General features: G+C 60.5%; 16 protein-coding genes. 5 read left to right on the forward strand and 11 right to left on the reverse strand.

The features are described 5' to 3' along the window. Nucleotides 1–2: 2 nt before the first annotated feature. The 5 genes from AC13RM_RS28255 to AC13RM_RS28275 all read left to right on the forward strand — a co-directional run bounded on the left by AC13RM_RS28255 (nucleotide 3) and on the right by AC13RM_RS28275 (nucleotide 7,985). The gene (locus AC13RM_RS28255) at nucleotides 3–890 is read left to right on the forward strand and encodes an ABC transporter permease (protein WP_285173148.1); all 888 of its coding nucleotides are present in this window, start codon (nucleotides 3–5) and stop codon (nucleotides 888–890) included. After that, nucleotides 887–2,020 carry an ABC transporter permease gene (locus AC13RM_RS28260; RefSeq protein WP_285173147.1) on the forward strand — a complete coding sequence of 378 codons (1,134 nt, stop codon included), beginning with the start codon at nucleotides 887–889 and terminating at the stop codon, nucleotides 2,018–2,020. The genes AC13RM_RS28255 and AC13RM_RS28260 overlap by 4 nt, the downstream gene beginning before the upstream one ends. A 55-nt stretch (nucleotides 2,021–2,075) precedes the next feature. Continuing rightward, on the forward strand, nucleotides 2,076–3,044 hold the full coding sequence (locus tag AC13RM_RS28265) for an ABC transporter substrate-binding protein (RefSeq protein ID WP_285173145.1): 969 nt from the start codon (nucleotides 2,076–2,078) through the stop codon (nucleotides 3,042–3,044). A gap of 391 nt (nucleotides 3,045–3,435) precedes the next feature. After that, on the forward strand, nucleotides 3,436–4,626 hold the full coding sequence (locus AC13RM_RS28270; RefSeq protein ID WP_285173142.1) for an efflux RND transporter periplasmic adaptor subunit: 1,191 nt from the start codon (nucleotides 3,436–3,438) through the stop codon (nucleotides 4,624–4,626). Nucleotides 4,627–4,640: 14 nt separating this feature from the next. Then, the gene (locus AC13RM_RS28275; RefSeq protein WP_488555933.1) at nucleotides 4,641–7,985 is read left to right on the forward strand and encodes an efflux RND transporter permease subunit; all 3,345 of its coding nucleotides are present in this window, start codon (nucleotides 4,641–4,643) and stop codon (nucleotides 7,983–7,985) included. Between the two features lie 39 nt (nucleotides 7,986–8,024). On the opposite strand, the gene ureG is transcribed toward AC13RM_RS28275, so the two are convergent. The 11 genes from ureG to AC13RM_RS28330 all read right to left on the reverse strand — a co-directional run bounded on the left by ureG (nucleotide 8,025) and on the right by AC13RM_RS28330 (nucleotide 15,696). Beyond that, entirely contained in the window at nucleotides 8,025–8,636 is a 612-nt protein-coding gene (gene ureG / locus AC13RM_RS28280) for an urease accessory protein UreG (protein ID WP_488555934.1), read from the reverse strand. Nucleotides 8,637–8,742: 106 nt separating this feature from the next. Then, entirely contained in the window at nucleotides 8,743–9,429 is a 687-nt protein-coding gene (locus tag AC13RM_RS28285) for an urease accessory protein UreF (protein ID WP_488555935.1), read from the reverse strand. Nucleotides 9,430–9,435: 6 nt separating this feature from the next. Beyond that, nucleotides 9,436–9,945 carry an urease accessory protein UreE gene (gene ureE / locus AC13RM_RS28290; protein ID WP_488555936.1) on the reverse strand — a complete coding sequence of 170 codons (510 nt, stop codon included), beginning with the start codon at nucleotides 9,943–9,945 and terminating at the stop codon, nucleotides 9,436–9,438. A 78-nt stretch (nucleotides 9,946–10,023) separates the two neighbouring features. Continuing rightward, entirely contained in the window at nucleotides 10,024–10,884 is an 861-nt protein-coding gene (locus tag AC13RM_RS28295) for a GGDEF domain-containing protein (protein ID WP_095435595.1), read from the reverse strand. Nucleotides 10,885–11,158: 274 nt separating this feature from the next. Next, entirely contained in the window at nucleotides 11,159–12,871 is a 1,713-nt protein-coding gene (gene ureC, locus AC13RM_RS28300) for an urease subunit alpha (protein ID WP_488555937.1), read from the reverse strand. Between the two features lie 3 nt (nucleotides 12,872–12,874). Further along, a complete protein-coding gene (locus tag AC13RM_RS28305) occupies nucleotides 12,875–13,498 on the reverse strand; it encodes a Urease operon accessory protein (RefSeq protein WP_488555938.1) in 624 nt (207 codons plus the stop codon). A gap of 17 nt (nucleotides 13,499–13,515) precedes the next feature. Continuing rightward, complete coding sequence (locus tag AC13RM_RS28310; RefSeq protein WP_440478207.1) at nucleotides 13,516–13,947, reverse strand: lysozyme inhibitor LprI family protein; 432 nt, start codon at nucleotides 13,945–13,947, stop codon at nucleotides 13,516–13,518. Nucleotides 13,948–13,962: 15 nt separating this feature from the next. After that, a complete protein-coding gene (locus AC13RM_RS28315; protein ID WP_440478208.1) occupies nucleotides 13,963–14,268 on the reverse strand; it encodes an urease subunit beta in 306 nt (101 codons plus the stop codon). 10 nt (nucleotides 14,269–14,278) lie between these two features. Then, the gene (locus AC13RM_RS28320) at nucleotides 14,279–14,533 is read right to left on the reverse strand and encodes a DUF1272 domain-containing protein (protein ID WP_488555939.1); all 255 of its coding nucleotides are present in this window, start codon (nucleotides 14,531–14,533) and stop codon (nucleotides 14,279–14,281) included. 7 nt (nucleotides 14,534–14,540) lie between these two features. After that, complete coding sequence (locus AC13RM_RS28325; RefSeq protein ID WP_113229970.1) at nucleotides 14,541–14,843, reverse strand: urease subunit gamma; 303 nt, start codon at nucleotides 14,841–14,843, stop codon at nucleotides 14,541–14,543. 31 nt (nucleotides 14,844–14,874) lie between these two features. Then, nucleotides 14,875–15,696, reverse strand: coding sequence for an urease accessory protein UreD (locus AC13RM_RS28330; protein WP_488555940.1), 822 nt, complete (start codon nucleotides 15,694–15,696; stop codon nucleotides 14,875–14,877). Between the last annotated feature and the right edge of the window lie 157 nt (nucleotides 15,697–15,853).

Below are 15,853 nucleotides of genomic sequence, written 5' to 3' on the forward strand. Positions count from 1 at the left end.
GCATGGAAAAGGAACAGTTCTTCAGGCACAAATTCCTGCCGGTCACGGCGATCGTCCTGGCGATCATCGTGCTCTGGTACCTCTTCGCTATTATCCTCAACGCACCATTCCAGCGCGATCTCGACCGGCGCGGCAATGTCAACCCGACGACGTTGGAATTCATCGGCAAGACGCTGACGCAGCCGAAGCCGACCCTGCCGGCTCCGCATCAGGTTGCGCAGAATGTCTTCGAAAACACCTTCCTGCGAGTACCCACCAGCAATCGCAGCCTCGTCTATAATGCGTGGGTGACGCTGGCGCCGACGGCGGTCGGTTTTGCCTTCGGAACGATTCTCGGCGTCCTCTTTGCAGTCGGCATCGTTCATCTCGTGGCGCTCGACCGCAGTCTGATGCCCTGGATCATCGCGTCGCAGACGATTCCGATCCTCGCCATCGCGCCGACGATCATCGTCGTCTTCAGTGCGCTTGGCATAGACGGGCTGATCCCCAAGGCGCTGATTTCCACCTATCTGTCGTTCTTCCCCGTCACCGTCGGCATGACGAAGGGCCTGCGCTCGCCGGAGATCATGCATCTCGACCTGATGCGCACCTATAACGCCAGCAGCTGGCAGACCTTCTGGAAGCTGCGCGTGCCGGCTTCGATCCCTTTCCTCTTCACCTCCATGAAGGTCGCGATCGCCGCAAGTCTCGTCGGAACGATCGTCGGCGAGCTGCCGACGGGCGCGGTCGCCGGCATCGGCGCAAAGCTGCTCGCCGGCTCCTATTACAGCCAGACGATCGATATATGGGCCGCTCTCGTCGCAGGCTCTGTGCTCGCGGCCGTTCTCGTCGGTATCGTCGGCATTGCTGCCCGCATCGTCGAGCGCTCGATGGGAGGCAGAACGGCATGAGATCCTTTCATTTCTCCTGGCAGGGCGTGCTTGCCATTCTTCTCTGTCTGTTGGCGGTCCCCGCCTTGCCGCTGCTTGCGGCGGATGCCGCGGCACCCGTCAGCAGCGGAACGACCTTCGTCATCTTCATTCTGATTGCCGCAGCGGCCGCCCTCTCCTTCATGCGCCTATCTGCGGACCTGAGCGCGGCGACCCTCTTCTTCGGCGCGCATGCGGCGGCATGGCTGCTGCTTGCCGGCATTTCCGGCAATGAAGGCAAGGCGCAAGTGTCCTTCTTCATTCTGATTGCCGCTTCATGGTTGCTGGCTTGGCGCTGCGTTTCCGTCCTGTCGTCGATGCGTTCGCATTCGACCGCCGGCAACTATACGCTGCGGCTGCTGATCCCGGCGATCTTCGGCATATGGATATTGATCATCTGGGAAGCCGTCACTCGCGGCGCCGGCGTTTCTCTGGTTCTGCTGCCGCCGCCGAGTGCCATCGGCTCCAGGATCGCCAATTCGATTCCGACATTGTGGATCGATGTCCGCCAGACGATCCTCACCGCTGTCCTGATCGGCTACATCATCGGCTGCGCCAGCGGCTTCATCGTCGCCATTCTCGCGGACCGCTTCGCGTTCCTGCGCCGCGGTCTGCTGCCCATCGGCAATTTCGTTTCGGCCTTGCCGATCATTGGCGTCGCTCCGATCATGGTCATGTGGTTCGGCTTCGACTGGCAATCGAAAGCAGCCGTCGTCGTCATCATGACCTTCTTCCCGATGCTGGTGAACACGGTGACGGGCCTTGCCGCTGCCGGCAACATGGAGCGCGACCTGATGCGCACCTATGCATCGAGCTACTGGCAGACGCTGTTCAAGCTGCGGCTTCCGGCCGCCGCCCCGTTTATTTTCAACGCGCTGAAGATCAACTCGACCCTGGCGATGATTGGTGCCATCGTGGCGGAGTTCTTCGGTACGCCCATGTCGGGCATGGGTTTTCGTATTTCAACCGAAAATGGCCGGTTGAACCTCGATATGGTCTGGGCCGAGATCGCGGTTGCCGCGATCGCCGGCTCCGTCTTTTACGGTATCGTCGCCATCATCGAACGAATGGTGACGTTCTGGCATCCGTCTATCCGTGGTGGGCAGACGTAATCCAGGATCTCTTTCAAGGGATCAAGGCATAACTTCAGAGGGAAAGGGTGAAGACATGAAAAAAATAATGTTTGCATTGATGGCAAGTGCCATGACGCTTGCCGCTACCCAGGGCGCGATGGCGGCGGATAAGTTGACGCTGCAGCTGAAATGGGTGGCCCAGGCTCAGTTCGGCGGCTATTTCGTCGCCAAGGACAAGGGCTTCTACAAGGAAGAAGGCCTCGATGTCGATATCAAGGCGGGCGGGCCTGATATCGCTCCGGAGCAGGTGATCGCCGGCGGCGGCGCCGACGTGATCGTCGATTGGATGGGTGGAGCGCTGGTCGCCCGCGAAAAGGGCGTGCCGCTCATCAACATCGCGCAGCCCTTCGAAAAATCCGGTCTGGAGCTGATCTGCCCGAAGGACGGCCCGGTCAAGACGGAGAAGGATTTCAAGGGGCACACCCTCGGCGTCTGGTTCTACGGCAACGAATATCCCTTCTTCGCCTGGATGCACAAACTCGGCCTGAAGACCGACGGCGGCAAGGATGGCGTCAACGTGCTGAAACAGAGCTTCGACGTGCAGCCCCTCGTCCAGAAGCAGGCCGATTGCATCTCCGTAATGACCTATAACGAATACTGGCAGGCGATCGATGCCGGCTTCAAGGCCGAAGACCTGACCGTCTTCAACTACACCAAGCTCGGCAACGACCTTCTGGAAGACGGCCTTTACGTCAAGGAAGACAAGCTGAAGGATGCGAAGTTCAAGGCCGATATGGTGAAGTTCGTCCGCGCTTCGCTGAAGGGCTGGAAATATGCCGTCGAGCATCCAGATGAGGCCGCGGAAATCGTCATGGACAATGGCGGCCAGGATGAAAACCACCAGAAGCGCATGGCGGGCGAAGTCGCCAAGCTGATCGGCAACGGCAAGCTCGACATGAAGACCTATGACCGCACCGTCGAAGCCCTGCTCGATCAGAAGATCATCAACAAGAAGCCGTCCGGCGCCTATACGCATGAGATCACGGACGCTGCTCTGAAATAAGCTCGGAGCACTCACAGAGACGAAAACGCGCGAGGTTTCCGGCCTCGCGCGTTTTTTTCATTTTGTAACAGCGGCAACAAAAGGCTGGCTTTCTCGCAGCAATTGCCTGAAAAGCCCTCGGCTATCAATTATTCGAATGCTGACATCACAATGCCGTGATTGCTTCGCATGGTTGTAAACGATAGAAGTGCCCGCGAAATCATTTTCTCGTGATCTTGCGAGAATTGAAAACCGCTCCCATCTACTAGGGCAATTTTAGGATGAGGATCTGCAAGGCATGACAGACGGATATTGATCCGCCGGGGGAAGCCGGCTCGCATGCAGTGATTCCCCGTGTTCGCGACGGAAAACAGCGAAATCCCTTTGACAATACCGAACTGGAACTGGACGCATGGCCCTCACGCCGTTTAGACTTCTGAGCACGACTGCCATCCTGCTTTCCCTGCTGGCCGCACCGGCCGCCCTGGCAGAAGAGCCACCGGTTACCACGCCGAAGCAGAACCTGCCCGCAATCGTCATCACCACCGCCACGATGCGCCACCTGACCGACAAGGTCGTCGCAACCGGCACGGTGAAGGCCGTCGAGGAGGTCTACATCCAGCCGCAGGTGGACGGCCTCTCGATCCGCTCGCTCAATGCAGATGTCGGTGACAAGGTGACGGCGAACAGCACTCTTGCCACGCTGAACGATGATGCTCTGGTTCTGCAGAAGAGCCAGATGCAGGCGACGCGGGCCAAGGGCGAGGCAAGCCTTGCGCAATTGCACGCACAGCTCACGGAAGCCCGCGCCAATGCCGAAGAGGCCGAATTGCAGCGTGTTCGCGCCGTCACGATGGGCGCCAAGGGCACGATGTCGACCTCCTCGGTGGAACAGGCGAATGCCGCCGCCGCTGCCAACAAAGCGCGCGTCGTTTCCGCCGAGCAGGCGATCGCCGTTGCAGAAGCCGATCTGAAGGTTACCGACAGTCAGATCGCCGATACCGACCTGAAGCTTGCCAGAACTGGCATCAAGACCCCCGTCGCCGGCACTGTCGCCTCGCGCAATGCCCGCGTCGGCGCCATCGCCAACGGCAATGGCGATCCGCTCTTCACCATCATCCGCGACAGCCAGCTCGAACTGGTGGTCGATGTGTCCGAGAGCGATATCACCAAGATCACGAACGGACAGAAAGCCTTGATCGCGCTTTCCGGCCGCCGCGAGAAACTCGCCGGAACTGTCCGTCTCGTCGCCCCGATCGTCGATGCCGTCACCCGCCTCGGCGCGGTGCATATCACGATCGACGATGGCGAGAAGGCTCGTGCCGGCATGTATGGAAGCGCCGAGATCATCATTCGCCAGGAGGATGGCGTCGCGCTGCCGCTGACGGCAGTCAACAGCGAGGAAAACGGTTCTTCCGCCCGCAAGGTCGAAAACGGCGTGGTCAAGTTCGTGAGCGTTGAAACCGGTATCCAGGATGCAGGCTATGTCGAGATCCTCAAGGGCCTGAAAGCCGGTGATGATGTCGTCGCCAAGGCCGGCGCCTATGTTCGCGACGGCGACCACATCACGCCGGTTCGCGATACGTCGCAAGCCTCCAACTGAGCGAGAACGACAAGATGAACTTCTCCGCCTGGTCCATCCGAAATCCGGTCGCCCCGCTCCTCGGCTTCTTCCTGCTGATGGTGGTGGGCGCGCACGCCTTCTTCAATCTGCCCATCACCCGCTTCCCGAATATTGACGTGCCGATCGTCAATGTCACCGTGACGCAGAGCGGCGCCTCGCCGGCCGAGCTCGAAATGCAGGTGACGAAGGAGATCGAAGACGCCGTTGCCAGCATCAACGGCATCGACGAGATACAATCGACGATCACCGACGGCCAATCGCAGACTGTCGTCGTCTTCCGATTGGAGGTGCCGACTGAGCAGGCCGTTCAGGACACCAAGGACGCCATCGACCGCATCCGCGGCAACCTGCCATCGACCATCGATGAGCCGATCGTCTCCAAGGTCGATGTCGTCGGCCAGGCGATCCAGAGCTTCGCCGTGTCTTCGCCGAACATGACGCTCGAAGAACTGTCCTGGTATGTGGACGATACGGTCAAGCGCGCGCTGCAGGGCAAGGCGGGCATCGGCCGCGTCGACCGCTACGGCGGCGCTGACCGTGAAGTGCGCATCGAGCTCGATCCCAACAAGCTGAACGCCTATGGCATAACAGCGCTTTCGGTGAGCCAGCAGCTTCGCAGCACCAATATTGACCTCGGCTCCGGCCGCGGCCAGGTTGCAGGCAGCGAGCAGGCGATCCGCGTGCTCGGTGATGCCCGCAATGTCGCCCAGCTCGCCGATACAACGATCGCGCTCACCAACGGCCGTTTCGTCAAGCTCTCGGACCTTGGCGCCATCAAGGATACCTATCAAGAACCGAAGTCCTTTTCGCGGTTCAACAGTGCTCCCGTGGTCACCTTCGGCGTATTCCGCGCCAAGGGTGCCAGCGAGGTGAGCGTCGCCCAGACTGTTACCGACACGCTCGACAAGGTGCGTGCCGAAAACCCGAACGTGTCGATCGAGATGATCGACGACTCCGTCTACTACACCTATGGCAACTACGAATCGGCGATGCACACGCTGATCGAAGGCGCCATACTGGCCGTCATCGTCGTCTTCCTGTTCCTGCGGAACTGGCGCGCAACGCTGATATCGGCGGTTGCTCTGCCGCTCTCCGCGATCCCGACATTCTGGATCATGAACCAGATCGGCTTCTCGCTGAACCTCGTCAGCTTCCTGGCGCTGACGCTGGCGACCGGTATTCTCGTCGATGATGCCATCGTCGAAATCGAGAACATCGCCCGCCACATCAAGATGGGCAAGACGCCTTATCGCGCCGCCATCGACGCCGCGGACGAAATCGGTCTGGCCGTTATCGCGACGACTTTCACCATTATCGCGGTCTTCGTGCCCGTCTCCTTCATGCCGGGCATTCCGGGCCAGTATTTCATTCAGTTCGGCCTGACGGTCGCCTTCTCGGTGTTCTTCTCGCTGCTGGTAGCGCGTCTGATAACCCCGATGATGGCCGCCTATCTGATGCGCGCCGAAGATGGCGTCGATGACCATCATGACAATGACGGCCGTTTCATGCGCGGCTATAGCTGGCTGGTGCGGCTGACGACGAAGAAGTGGTACACGCGTTATCCGACGCTGCTTGCCGCCTTCGCCTTCTCGATCGCCTCGGTCTTCGCTCTCATCATGTTCGTCCCCGGCAGCTTCATCCCGCCGGAAGACTCTTCGCGCATCGTTCTGTCGGCGGAACTGCCGCCGAACGCCCGGCTCGATGATACGGAACAGGCGACCAACGAGATCTATCGGCGCGTGAAGGGTATCGATGGCGTTGAAAGCGTCTTCGTGCTCGGCGGTGCCTCGCCGAAGGGCGATCTGGAACTGCGCCGCGCCACCGTGACGCTGACACTCGGCAAGCTCGACCAGTCGCTGACAAAGAAGCTCGTGAACGACGTTCTCGGCTCGATCCCGGTCATCGGCCCCCATCTGCCGAAGGTTGCCGTCCATGGCCGCGTGCGCCCACAATGGGATATCGAAAAGGAAGTCTTTGCCAAGCTGCGCTCGATACCCGACGTCCGCATCACCAAGCTGAACGATCGTGGTGACCGCGACCTGACCTATAACTTCCTCTCGCGCAACGAAAAGGATCTCAATCAGGCAGTCGGCATTCTGGAAGCCAAGCTGCGCGCCGATCCGGCGCTTGCCAACGTCAGCGCCGACGGCGCGCTGCCGCGGCCCGAGCTGCAGATCTTCCCGCGCAAGGACGAGGCGGCACGCCTTGGCATCACGCCACAGATGATTTCGGATACAATTCGCGTGGCGACCATTGGCGATATCGACGCTTCACTTGCGAAGATCTCGCTCGATGATCGCCAGATCCCGATCCGCGTTCAGGCCTCGCTCGGCATGCGCCGAGATCTGGCAGCAATCCGCGCGTTGCGCATCAAAACGTCCATGGGCACCACCGGACAGGCATCCGCCGGCACCACCGTGCCGCTGTCGAGTGTGGCAGACATCGACTATTCGGAGGGCCTCTCCTCCATCAAGCGCAACAACCGTTTCCGCGTCGTCGCGATCGGTGCCGACCTGCCGCAGGGCGTGGCGCTGGATACGGCATCCGAACACTTCCTCAATATCGTCAACAACGCCAAGATCCCGGCAACCGTGCATCTAGCCGAAAGCGGCGATACCAAGGTTCAGAAGGAGATGCAGCAGAGCTTCGGCAATGCCATGCTGCTCGGCCTCATGCTTGTTCTGACCGTGCTCATCCTGCTGTTCAAGGATGTAATCCAGCCCTTCACAATCCTGCTCTCGCTCCCATTGGCGATCGGCGGCGTGGCGCTGGCCTTGATCATGACCGGCAATGCGCTGTCCATGCCCGTCATGATCGGCATTCTAATGCTGATGGGTATCGTGACGAAGAACGCCATCCTGCTCGTCGATTTCGCCATCGAAATGATGCACCAGGGCATGCCGCGGCTGGAAGCGGTCGTCGAGGCCGGCCGCAAGCGTGCCCGTCCGATCATCATGACCTCGATCGCCATGTCGGCCGGCATGTTGCCATCCGCCCTCGGCGTCGGCGAAGGCGGCTCCTTCCGTGCACCGATGGCAATTGCCGTGATCGGCGGCATCATCGTCTCCACGGTGCTCAGCCTTGTGGTCGTGCCGTCCTTCTTCCTGATCATGGACGACCTGTCGCGCCTGCTTGGCTACCTCTTCGGCAGGCTGGTCGGCAGTAAGGATGCGGATGACGAGGTGGTGACCAAGGAAGGCCTGGCGGCGGCCGTCAATGAAAACCGTCAGTCGCTGACCACCCTGGAAGAGCGGCTTGAAGCCATCGAGAACAAGGATGGAAGAAGCAGGTCCGTGGGCACGAATGTGCTAAAGCTGCCGCCCTTCGCGGCAGAATAAAACAGTCTCAGCGGATATGGGAAATAAGGACGGGGCGGCTCAGAGGCCGCCTTGTTCCTTCAGGAAATCGACGATCTTGCTGACGCCCTCGCCCCGCTTCATGTCCGAAAAGACGAAGGGGCGAGCCTGGCGCATCCGGGCGGCATCGCGATCCATCACCTCGAGATCGACCTCGACGAAAGGCGCCAGATCCTTCTTGTTGATGACGAGCAGATCCGATTTTGTGATGCCAGGGCCGCCCTTGCGCGGGATTTCCTCGCCCTGGCATACCGAGATCACGTAGATGGTGATATCGGCAAGATCGGGTGAAAAGGTTGCCGCCAGATTGTCGCCACCGGATTCGATGAAAACCACGTCGAGATCAGGAAGCCGCTCGTTCAGGCCGGCAATGGCCTGCAGATTGATCGTTGCATCCTCGCGGATGGCCGTGTGCGGGCAGCCACCGGTTTCGACGCCGACGATGCGATCCGACGGCAGCGCTTGCATTCGCACCAGCGCTTCCGCATCCTCGGTCGTATAGATGTCGTTGGTGACGACGGCGACGGAATAGTCCTCACGCATCGCCTTGCACAACTTCTCCGTCAACGCCGTCTTGCCCGAACCGACGGGGCCGCCGATGCCGACGCGCAAGGGTCCATGTCTCGATTTCATGCTCGCAACTCCGATAAAGTGATAGCATAGCTAAGCGTCGGGCGGCCGCACAGCGGCGAATGACGTAGGCCATGCTTCGATTGCAGTATTTTTCCGATGGCGCCCATCATGACCTGAAGAGGCGCGTGCCTTGGGTCTCATGGCGCAGGCTCGCAATATCCGCCTGCACGGTCGCCGCCCCAAGATCGTCGAGGCTGGATGGAGCTGCCCGCCGCGCGACATCTGCAAAGACACCTTCCAGCCGCGCCAGAATGGCGACACCATCTTTCTGCCCGCTGACGCCGAGCCGAATGCCGGCAGATACCATCTGCGATGCCAGCGCATGCAAGAAGGCGGCAGCCGCCTTCTCGGCGGCGATGCCATGCGCACCTGCGACAGCGCCGACCGCAACCGGATAGGCTGTCCTCGCCGGGAGCACGGACAAGATCACATGCGGCCAGGCGGCTGCGGCCGAAAGAAAGGCATCTCCAAGCAGCATGGTCTCGTTGTGGCGCTCCTTCGAGCCGGCTAGCGCCTCGGCAAGCTCTGCAACGGCCGCAAGCCGCGGCCCATCCGCGTCAGCCCGATGCGCTTCGACCAGCAGCACTGCATCATTCCACGTAGAGCCATGCTCGATGAGCGCAGCAATCCAATCGCTAAGGCCGGTGCTGTCGCGCACCAGCCCGTCATGCACCGCACGCTCCAGACCGCCGGAATAGGCGAACGATCCCACCGGAAACGCCGGCGACAGCCAGGCCATCAGCCGCAGGAGCGCCTGCAGATCGCTGTCATCCGAAACCGCATTGCCGGTCATCACGGTTCAATCATGCGAATGGTTGTGATGATCGTGTCCGTGGTCATGACCATGATGATGGTCGTGGCCATGCGAATGGCTGCCATGGGAGTGATAGGCGCCGCGCGCCGGCTGGAAAGGCTCGCTGACTTCGGCCACGACGGCCCCCAGCCCTTCGAGCATGGACCGGATCACATGGTCGCGCAGGATCAGGATACGCTCCTCCTCGATCTGCGCGGAAAGATGGCGGTTGCCGAGATGCCAGGCAAGCTCGATCAGATGCCTGCGATCGCGCGGGCGGATCTCGAAAAGCTTTTCGTCGGCGGCGACGATCTCGATCAACTCGCCATCTTCGCGCACCAGCAGATCGCCATTAGCAAACAAAACCGGCTCCTTGAGGTCGAGCATGACCATCTCGCCATTTTCAAGATGCAGCAGTTTGCGGCGCAGATGCCTGAGATCATGCGGCAGGACGACACGATCGATTGGATTGGAGGAAGGGGTGCCGGCCGGCAGATAGGAAGTGACGCGTAGCATGACTGTTCCAGTTTAATACTTTCTCAGAGCATGCAAAATAGTCGCCTCCCGCGCAAGCATCAATGGCGCGTGAACGCTTCACATCCGCTGCACATAGCGCTGCAATTCCCTGACATCCGTCGTTGCCTCCTGTTCCTGCTCCGTAGCGCAGCGATGCCAGACCTGCGACAGACGCTCGCGCTCGTGCATGACACGGTTGCGGCCAAGCGTCTTGGCAAGATAAAGCGCCTTGTCGGCGGCAGCGTAAACGGTCTCCGTCTTGCGATCCCCGCCGATGTCGGCAATCCCGGCGGAAATGGTGATCTTCACCGATCCGCCTTCAATGGCGATCGAATGTTCGGCGATCTGTTCCTTGATCTCCTCAACGCGCGCGATACGCTCGGCCGTATCACCGCCATGAATGATGACGCCGAATTCCTCACCACCAAGCCGTGCAATCACGTCTTCTCCGGTGAAGGCAGCGGAAAATAGCCGCGACACCGCAACAATCACCGCATCACCGGATGCATGTCCGAAACGATCGTTGATGGCCTTGAACCGATCCAGATCGAAAATCGCCAGAGAAGCGCCATCTCCGGCCATATTCAACGCCTCGGTGAAAGCACGGCGATTGAGCAGGCCGGACAGCATATCGGTGCGGCTCAACCGCTCGAATTCGGCACGGGAGACCGCGAGCCTGTGGATGGAAAAACCTGCCAGCACCGCGAGCGCGCCGGACACGGTGCCGCCGATGATCCATGCCAGCAAAACACCAAAGCGCATCGCCTCGAAAATCGGCAGCGGCAGAAGATCAAACCATTGCATCACCAAAAGCAGCACCAGGATGATGGCAAGCGACATGATGACCGCGACGAAACTCATCTTAAGCGCGAAAATAAAAATCGCACGTCGCTGCTGAAAGTTACCGAGTTCGGCCTGCAGCGAAATCCATTGCTTCATGCGATTCACCTTCCTCAGCCCACTATTTCAATCATGTGAGATAGGGGTGAAGACGCTTCCAGGTCTTTAATGGAATGATTAAAATGCGGTGCATTTCCCAAGTTGTGAACAGCCGGGAAGGTACATCCACAAAATCCGGATTGCCGGCAGAAATGCGCGATGGCGGCGCCACCCTCTCATGTCATTGATATTGCTGCGCCTAGTACGCAGCATGAGAAAACCCCGGAAAAACCGGGGCTTTCATATCTGCTGATGATCGGCGTCCGAAATATCCTCAGAAAAGGAAATAGCGCTGCGCCATCGGCAGCACGGTTGCCGGCTCGCAGGTCAGAAGCTCGCCATCGGCACGCACTTCATAGGTTTCCGGGTCCACCTCGATGTGCGGCGTCAGGCTATTGTGGATCATCGATGCCTTGGAAATGCCGCCGCGCGTGTTCCTGACGGGCAGCAGCGCCTTGGCGATGCCGAGCTTGCCGGCAAGCCCGGCATCGAATGCCGCCTGCGAAACGAAGGTCACGGAGGAATTCGTCCGGTTCTTGCCATAGGCGCCGAACATCGGCCGGTAGTGCATCGGCTGCGGCGTCGGGATCGAGGCATTCGGATCGCCCATGGGAGCAGCCGCGATCGAGCCGCCGATCAATACCATCTCCGGCTTCACGCCGAAGAAGGCTGGATTCCAGAGCACCAGATCGGCACGCTTGCCGACCTCGATCGAACCGACCTCATGGCTGACGCCGTGCGCGATTGCCGGGTTGATCGTATATTTGGCGATGTAGCGCTTCGCACGGAAATTGTCGTTGTCGCCGGTCTCCTGCGCCAGACGGCCGCGCTGGCGCTTCATCTTGTCGGCGGTCTGCCAAGTGCGGATCGCCACTTCGCCGACACGGCCCATGGCCTGGCTATCGGATGAAATGATCGAAAAGGCACCGATATCGTGGAGAATATCCTCCGCGGCGATCGTCTCCTTACGGATGCGGCTTTCCGCGAAGGCAATATCCTCAGGAATCGACGGCGACAGGTGATGGCAGACCATCAGCATATCCAGATGCTCTGCGATCGTATTAACCGTATAGGGCCGCGTCGGATTGGTCGAAGACGGGATGACGTTCGACTGGCCGCAGATCTTGATGATATCAGGCGCATGGCCGCCGCCCGCGCCTTCCGTGTGGAAGGCGTGAATGGTGCGACCCTTGATGGCACCGATTGTATCCTCCACGAAGCCGCTTTCATTCAACGTATCCGTGTGGATCATCACCTGCACATCATATTCGTCGGCAACGCTGAGGCAGCAGTCGATCGCCGCCGGCGTCGTGCCCCAATCCTCATGCAGCTTAAGCGCGCAGGCTCCGCCGAGCACCATTTCCTCTAGGGCGGCAGGCACCGACGCATTGCCCTTGGCGGACAGGCCAATATTCATCGGAAAAGCATCGAAGGATTCGATCATGCGTGCCAGATGCCAAGGCCCCGGCGTGCAGGTCGTTGCCAGCGTTCCATGCGCCGGCCCGGTGCCGCCGCCAAGCATGGTGGTGATGCCCGACATCAGGGCTTCCTCGATCTGCTGCGGGCAGATGAAATGGATGTGGCTGTCCATGCCGCCGGCGGTGACGATCTTGCCCTCGCCGGCGATTGCTTCCGTGCCGGGTCCGACGATGATGTTGACACCGGGCTGCATGTCCGGATTGCCGGCCTTGCCGATTGCGACGATGCGGCCGTCCTTCAAGCCGATATCCGCCTTGACGATCCCCCAATGGTCGAGGATCAGCGCATTGGTGATGACGGTATCGACCGCGCCATTTGCTCGCGTCACCTGGCTCTGCCCCATGCCGTCGCGAATGACCTTGCCGCCGCCAAACTTCACCTCCTCGCCATAGGTGGTGAAATCCTTCTCCACCTCGATGAACAATTCGGTATCGGCCAGGCGCACCTTATCGCCGACGGTCGGTCCGAACATGCTGGCATAGGCGGCGCGGGAAATCCTGTAGGGCATCAATCAATCTCCTTGGGAGGCAGAGAGGAGTTTCGTGTCGGCAAGTCGCCTCAGGCGGCCGAGGGATATGTAGGCGTCCACCAGCCGCTTCTCGGCGGCGAAGGGATGCTCTTCCCAGCCCGTGTGGCTGAAACCGGTAATGGCGATATCGTCGTCGGGATGGCTCGCCATCACATGGGCAATCACGATCAGGCCGCTGCTCGGCACCACGTAGGAGCTGGGATCATGCTCAGCGAGTGCCGCATCGACACCTTCGTGAATGGATCGGCCGATCACGATATGCCGCTTGCCGGTTGCCTGACAGAAGGCCGTGAACTGGTCGGTATAGTCGTCGCAGAAATCGTCGAGTTCCGGATGCGAGATCGCCAGCGGCGCACGCAGCGCCGCGAATTTGACCGGATCGCGCACGCTCCAGATCTCGGATGCGGAAGCAACGGCAGGGCTCTTGCGCCATTCTGCCGAGCCGAGCATGGCGCGCGCCGGCCGGCCGGTGTTGCACACCGCAACGACGTCGGTCCGACTGCCGCCGGCCCCCATCGAGCGGCAATCGTTGAAACGGATCACAAGGTCGGCGGCATCGATGACAGCTGCGGCACCTGCCGCAATCTCACCATTACCGACGATCATTACGCTACGCCTGGGACTCACTGATTGCCCTCCGGTCCATCGGCGAGGTTCTTCAATTCCTTGGTCCGCTTCTTCGTTAGGTCCGCCTTGCAGCCGGATACGAGCATGGGCTCCATCGAGCCGCCCCGCGCCTGGAACCCTTGGGCCTCGCATTCGCCGTCGCGATAATCCACCCAGGCGCGCTGCGCCTTGATGAGCGCCTTTTCGGCGCCCTTCATGTCGTTGTCGAGATCCGCGTCGATGGCAACCATCGCTGCCCGGGTCTTCTTGTATTGCGCGTTCAGCGCCTTGTCGGCCTCACCGAATTCGAGCACAGCGCAGACGTTCATGTCCGTCTGCGTCTGTGCATTGGCGCAATCGCCCCCGGATCTGCTCACGGTTTTCTGCGCAAAAACTGGGCCGCAAACGAGAACGGCGACAAGAGCGGCAGCGGACGCAAGCAATTTCATCGACATCCCCCAGAACTAAAGCTTGCCCATGACCTGCTGACGGAAGCCGTAGACCTCGCGCTTGCCCGACAGCGGGATCAGGGTGACGGAGCGCGTCTGCCCTGGCTCGAAGCGCACGGCTGTTCCGGCGGGAATATCGAGCCGCATGCCCCTTGCCTGGTCGCGGTCGAAAGAAAGCCCGGCATTGGTCTCGGCAAAATGATAATGGCTCCCGACCTGCACCGGCCGATCGCCGGTATTGGAAACCTCAAGCGTCACGGTCGGCGCTCCGGCATTGAGTTCAATGTCGCCACCTGCGGCGATGATTTCACCTGGGATCATGGTTCTCTCCTCATGCGGCCCGGACGGGCGCGCATCCCTCAGCTTTCAGAACACGCTTGGTCGAAGCGGGATATTTGACGAGCAAGGCTGCCGGGCGGATTGGACGCCGCGCGAAGTCACCGCCACAGTTCGGGCAGACACCGTCCAGCACCGTATTGGCACAATTGGCGCAGAAGGTGCACTCGAAGGTGCAGATCATCGCCTCTTCGCTTTCCGGCGGCAAACTCCTGTCGCAACATTCGCAATTGGGTCTCAGTTCCAGCATTTCAGCCTCACCGGATGGGCTCGTGGACGGTCACGAGTTTGGTGCCGTCGGGAAATGTCGCTTCGACCTGAACATCATGGATCATCTCGGCGACGCCTTCCATCACTTGATCGCGGGCGATGACATGGGCGCCAGCCTCCATCAGCTCGGCGACAGGAAGGCCGTCGCGCGCACCTTCGACCACGAAATCCGTGATCAGCGCGATGGCTTCGGGATGGTTGAGCTTGACGCCACGCTCCAGCCGCCGCCGCGCCACCATCGCCGCCATGGAAATCAGCAGCTTATCTTTTTCTCTCGGAGTGAGGTTCATCGCCTACCTATGTGATTGCTGTTTGCTCAATTTACAGGTTCCAGACTTTCGGCACAGGCGCTCCATTGCGCAAGGCGGAAATGATCGGGATGAGGATTTTTCTGAGTGCGAAACCGTCGGCAGCGACCAGGCGCACGACGAGCTTCTCACCCCAGTGGCTGGCGCCCCCCATATGGTTTTCGAGGAGCGGCCTGATCCGGCCGAGATATGTCTCAGCCAGCGGGCCGACATAGAGCAATGTCGCGAAAGCAACCTGGCCGCTCAGAGCAGCCGCCTTGCCCGTCAATGCGGCCACATCGCCGTCCAAACGCAGCTCCTCGGCGTGAACCAGCCGTCCGCCGCGACGGATGCGCCAGCGATCGCGAAACAGCCCCTGCTCCATCGCTTCGCCCATGGCTTTCCGCCCGAGCAGGATCGCCTCTACGGCAAGGAACTCGGCCGTTTCGTCAAGCTCGACATTCAATGCACGTGAAAGCGAGGCGCGATCGAAGAGGATGGTCTCCTGCGGCAGCCAGTCGACCCGAGCGCCGGCACCAACCCTTATGGATGTCTCCACCGCGGCCGTACCCATCGAAGCCTTGTAGATTTTCTCGCAAGCCTGTGTCGTTACATCGATGCGCGTGCCGGGTCCGGCAACGACACTCCAATCCATCCGATCGCCGCCGGTGAGGCCGCCGGCGGTGTTGATGATGACCGCCTCCATCGAATAATCGAAGGTTTCCGGCAGCCTGATCTTGGCCGCCCCTTCCTGGAAGAGCTCGGCAAGACGCGTGCGGCCGCCAAGCGACTTCGCCGCAAGACGGCCGCGACCCCGCGCCCGCTGCGGTCTCGTGCCTGCCGCCATCATTGCCATCAGCCTCTCCACGCATTGCACTTTGCCAAGCCCAGGCCATTGAAGCCCGGCAAGGAATAAATGCAAGCAATTCCTGTGCCTTATTCGACGCGGCGCGATATCGACCCTACACCAGCCATATGAGCTGGATTTTTCATCAAATGCCGAAAAGAAAGGC

Source organism: Martinezella sp. CNPSo 3732 (assembly GCF_057784515.1).

What these genes read in the sequence shown, in the direction of transcription:
- AC13RM_RS28255 (WP_285173148.1), top strand. Translation starts at nt 3, where the DNA reads ATGGAAAAGGAACAGTTCTTCAGGCACAAATTCCTGCCGGTCACGGCG.
- AC13RM_RS28260 (WP_285173147.1), top strand. Translation starts at nt 887, where the DNA reads ATGAGATCCTTTCATTTCTCCTGGCAGGGCGTGCTTGCCATTCTTCTC.
- AC13RM_RS28265 (WP_285173145.1), top strand. Translation starts at nt 2,076, where the DNA reads ATGAAAAAAATAATGTTTGCATTGATGGCAAGTGCCATGACGCTTGCC.
- AC13RM_RS28270 (WP_285173142.1), top strand. Translation starts at nt 3,436, where the DNA reads ATGGCCCTCACGCCGTTTAGACTTCTGAGCACGACTGCCATCCTGCTT.
- AC13RM_RS28275 (WP_488555933.1), top strand. Translation starts at nt 4,641, where the DNA reads ATGAACTTCTCCGCCTGGTCCATCCGAAATCCGGTCGCCCCGCTCCTC.
- ureG (WP_488555934.1), bottom strand. Translation starts at nt 8,636, where the DNA reads ATGAAATCGAGACATGGACCCTTGCGCGTCGGCATCGGCGGCCCCGTC.
- AC13RM_RS28285 (WP_488555935.1), bottom strand. Translation starts at nt 9,429, where the DNA reads ATGACCGGCAATGCGGTTTCGGATGACAGCGATCTGCAGGCGCTCCTG.
- ureE (WP_488555936.1), bottom strand. Translation starts at nt 9,945, where the DNA reads ATGCTACGCGTCACTTCCTATCTGCCGGCCGGCACCCCTTCCTCCAAT.
- AC13RM_RS28295 (WP_095435595.1), bottom strand. Translation starts at nt 10,884, where the DNA reads ATGAAGCAATGGATTTCGCTGCAGGCCGAACTCGGTAACTTTCAGCAG.
- ureC (WP_488555937.1), bottom strand. Translation starts at nt 12,871, where the DNA reads ATGCCCTACAGGATTTCCCGCGCCGCCTATGCCAGCATGTTCGGACCG.
- AC13RM_RS28305 (WP_488555938.1), bottom strand. Translation starts at nt 13,498, where the DNA reads ATGATCGTCGGTAATGGTGAGATTGCGGCAGGTGCCGCAGCTGTCATC.
- AC13RM_RS28310 (WP_440478207.1), bottom strand. Translation starts at nt 13,947, where the DNA reads ATGAAATTGCTTGCGTCCGCTGCCGCTCTTGTCGCCGTTCTCGTTTGC.
- AC13RM_RS28315 (WP_440478208.1), bottom strand. Translation starts at nt 14,268, where the DNA reads ATGATCCCAGGTGAAATCATCGCCGCAGGTGGCGACATTGAACTCAAT.
- AC13RM_RS28320 (WP_488555939.1), bottom strand. Translation starts at nt 14,533, where the DNA reads ATGCTGGAACTGAGACCCAATTGCGAATGTTGCGACAGGAGTTTGCCG.
- AC13RM_RS28325 (WP_113229970.1), bottom strand. Translation starts at nt 14,843, where the DNA reads ATGAACCTCACTCCGAGAGAAAAAGATAAGCTGCTGATTTCCATGGCG.
- AC13RM_RS28330 (WP_488555940.1), bottom strand. Translation starts at nt 15,696, where the DNA reads ATGGCAATGATGGCGGCAGGCACGAGACCGCAGCGGGCGCGGGGTCGC.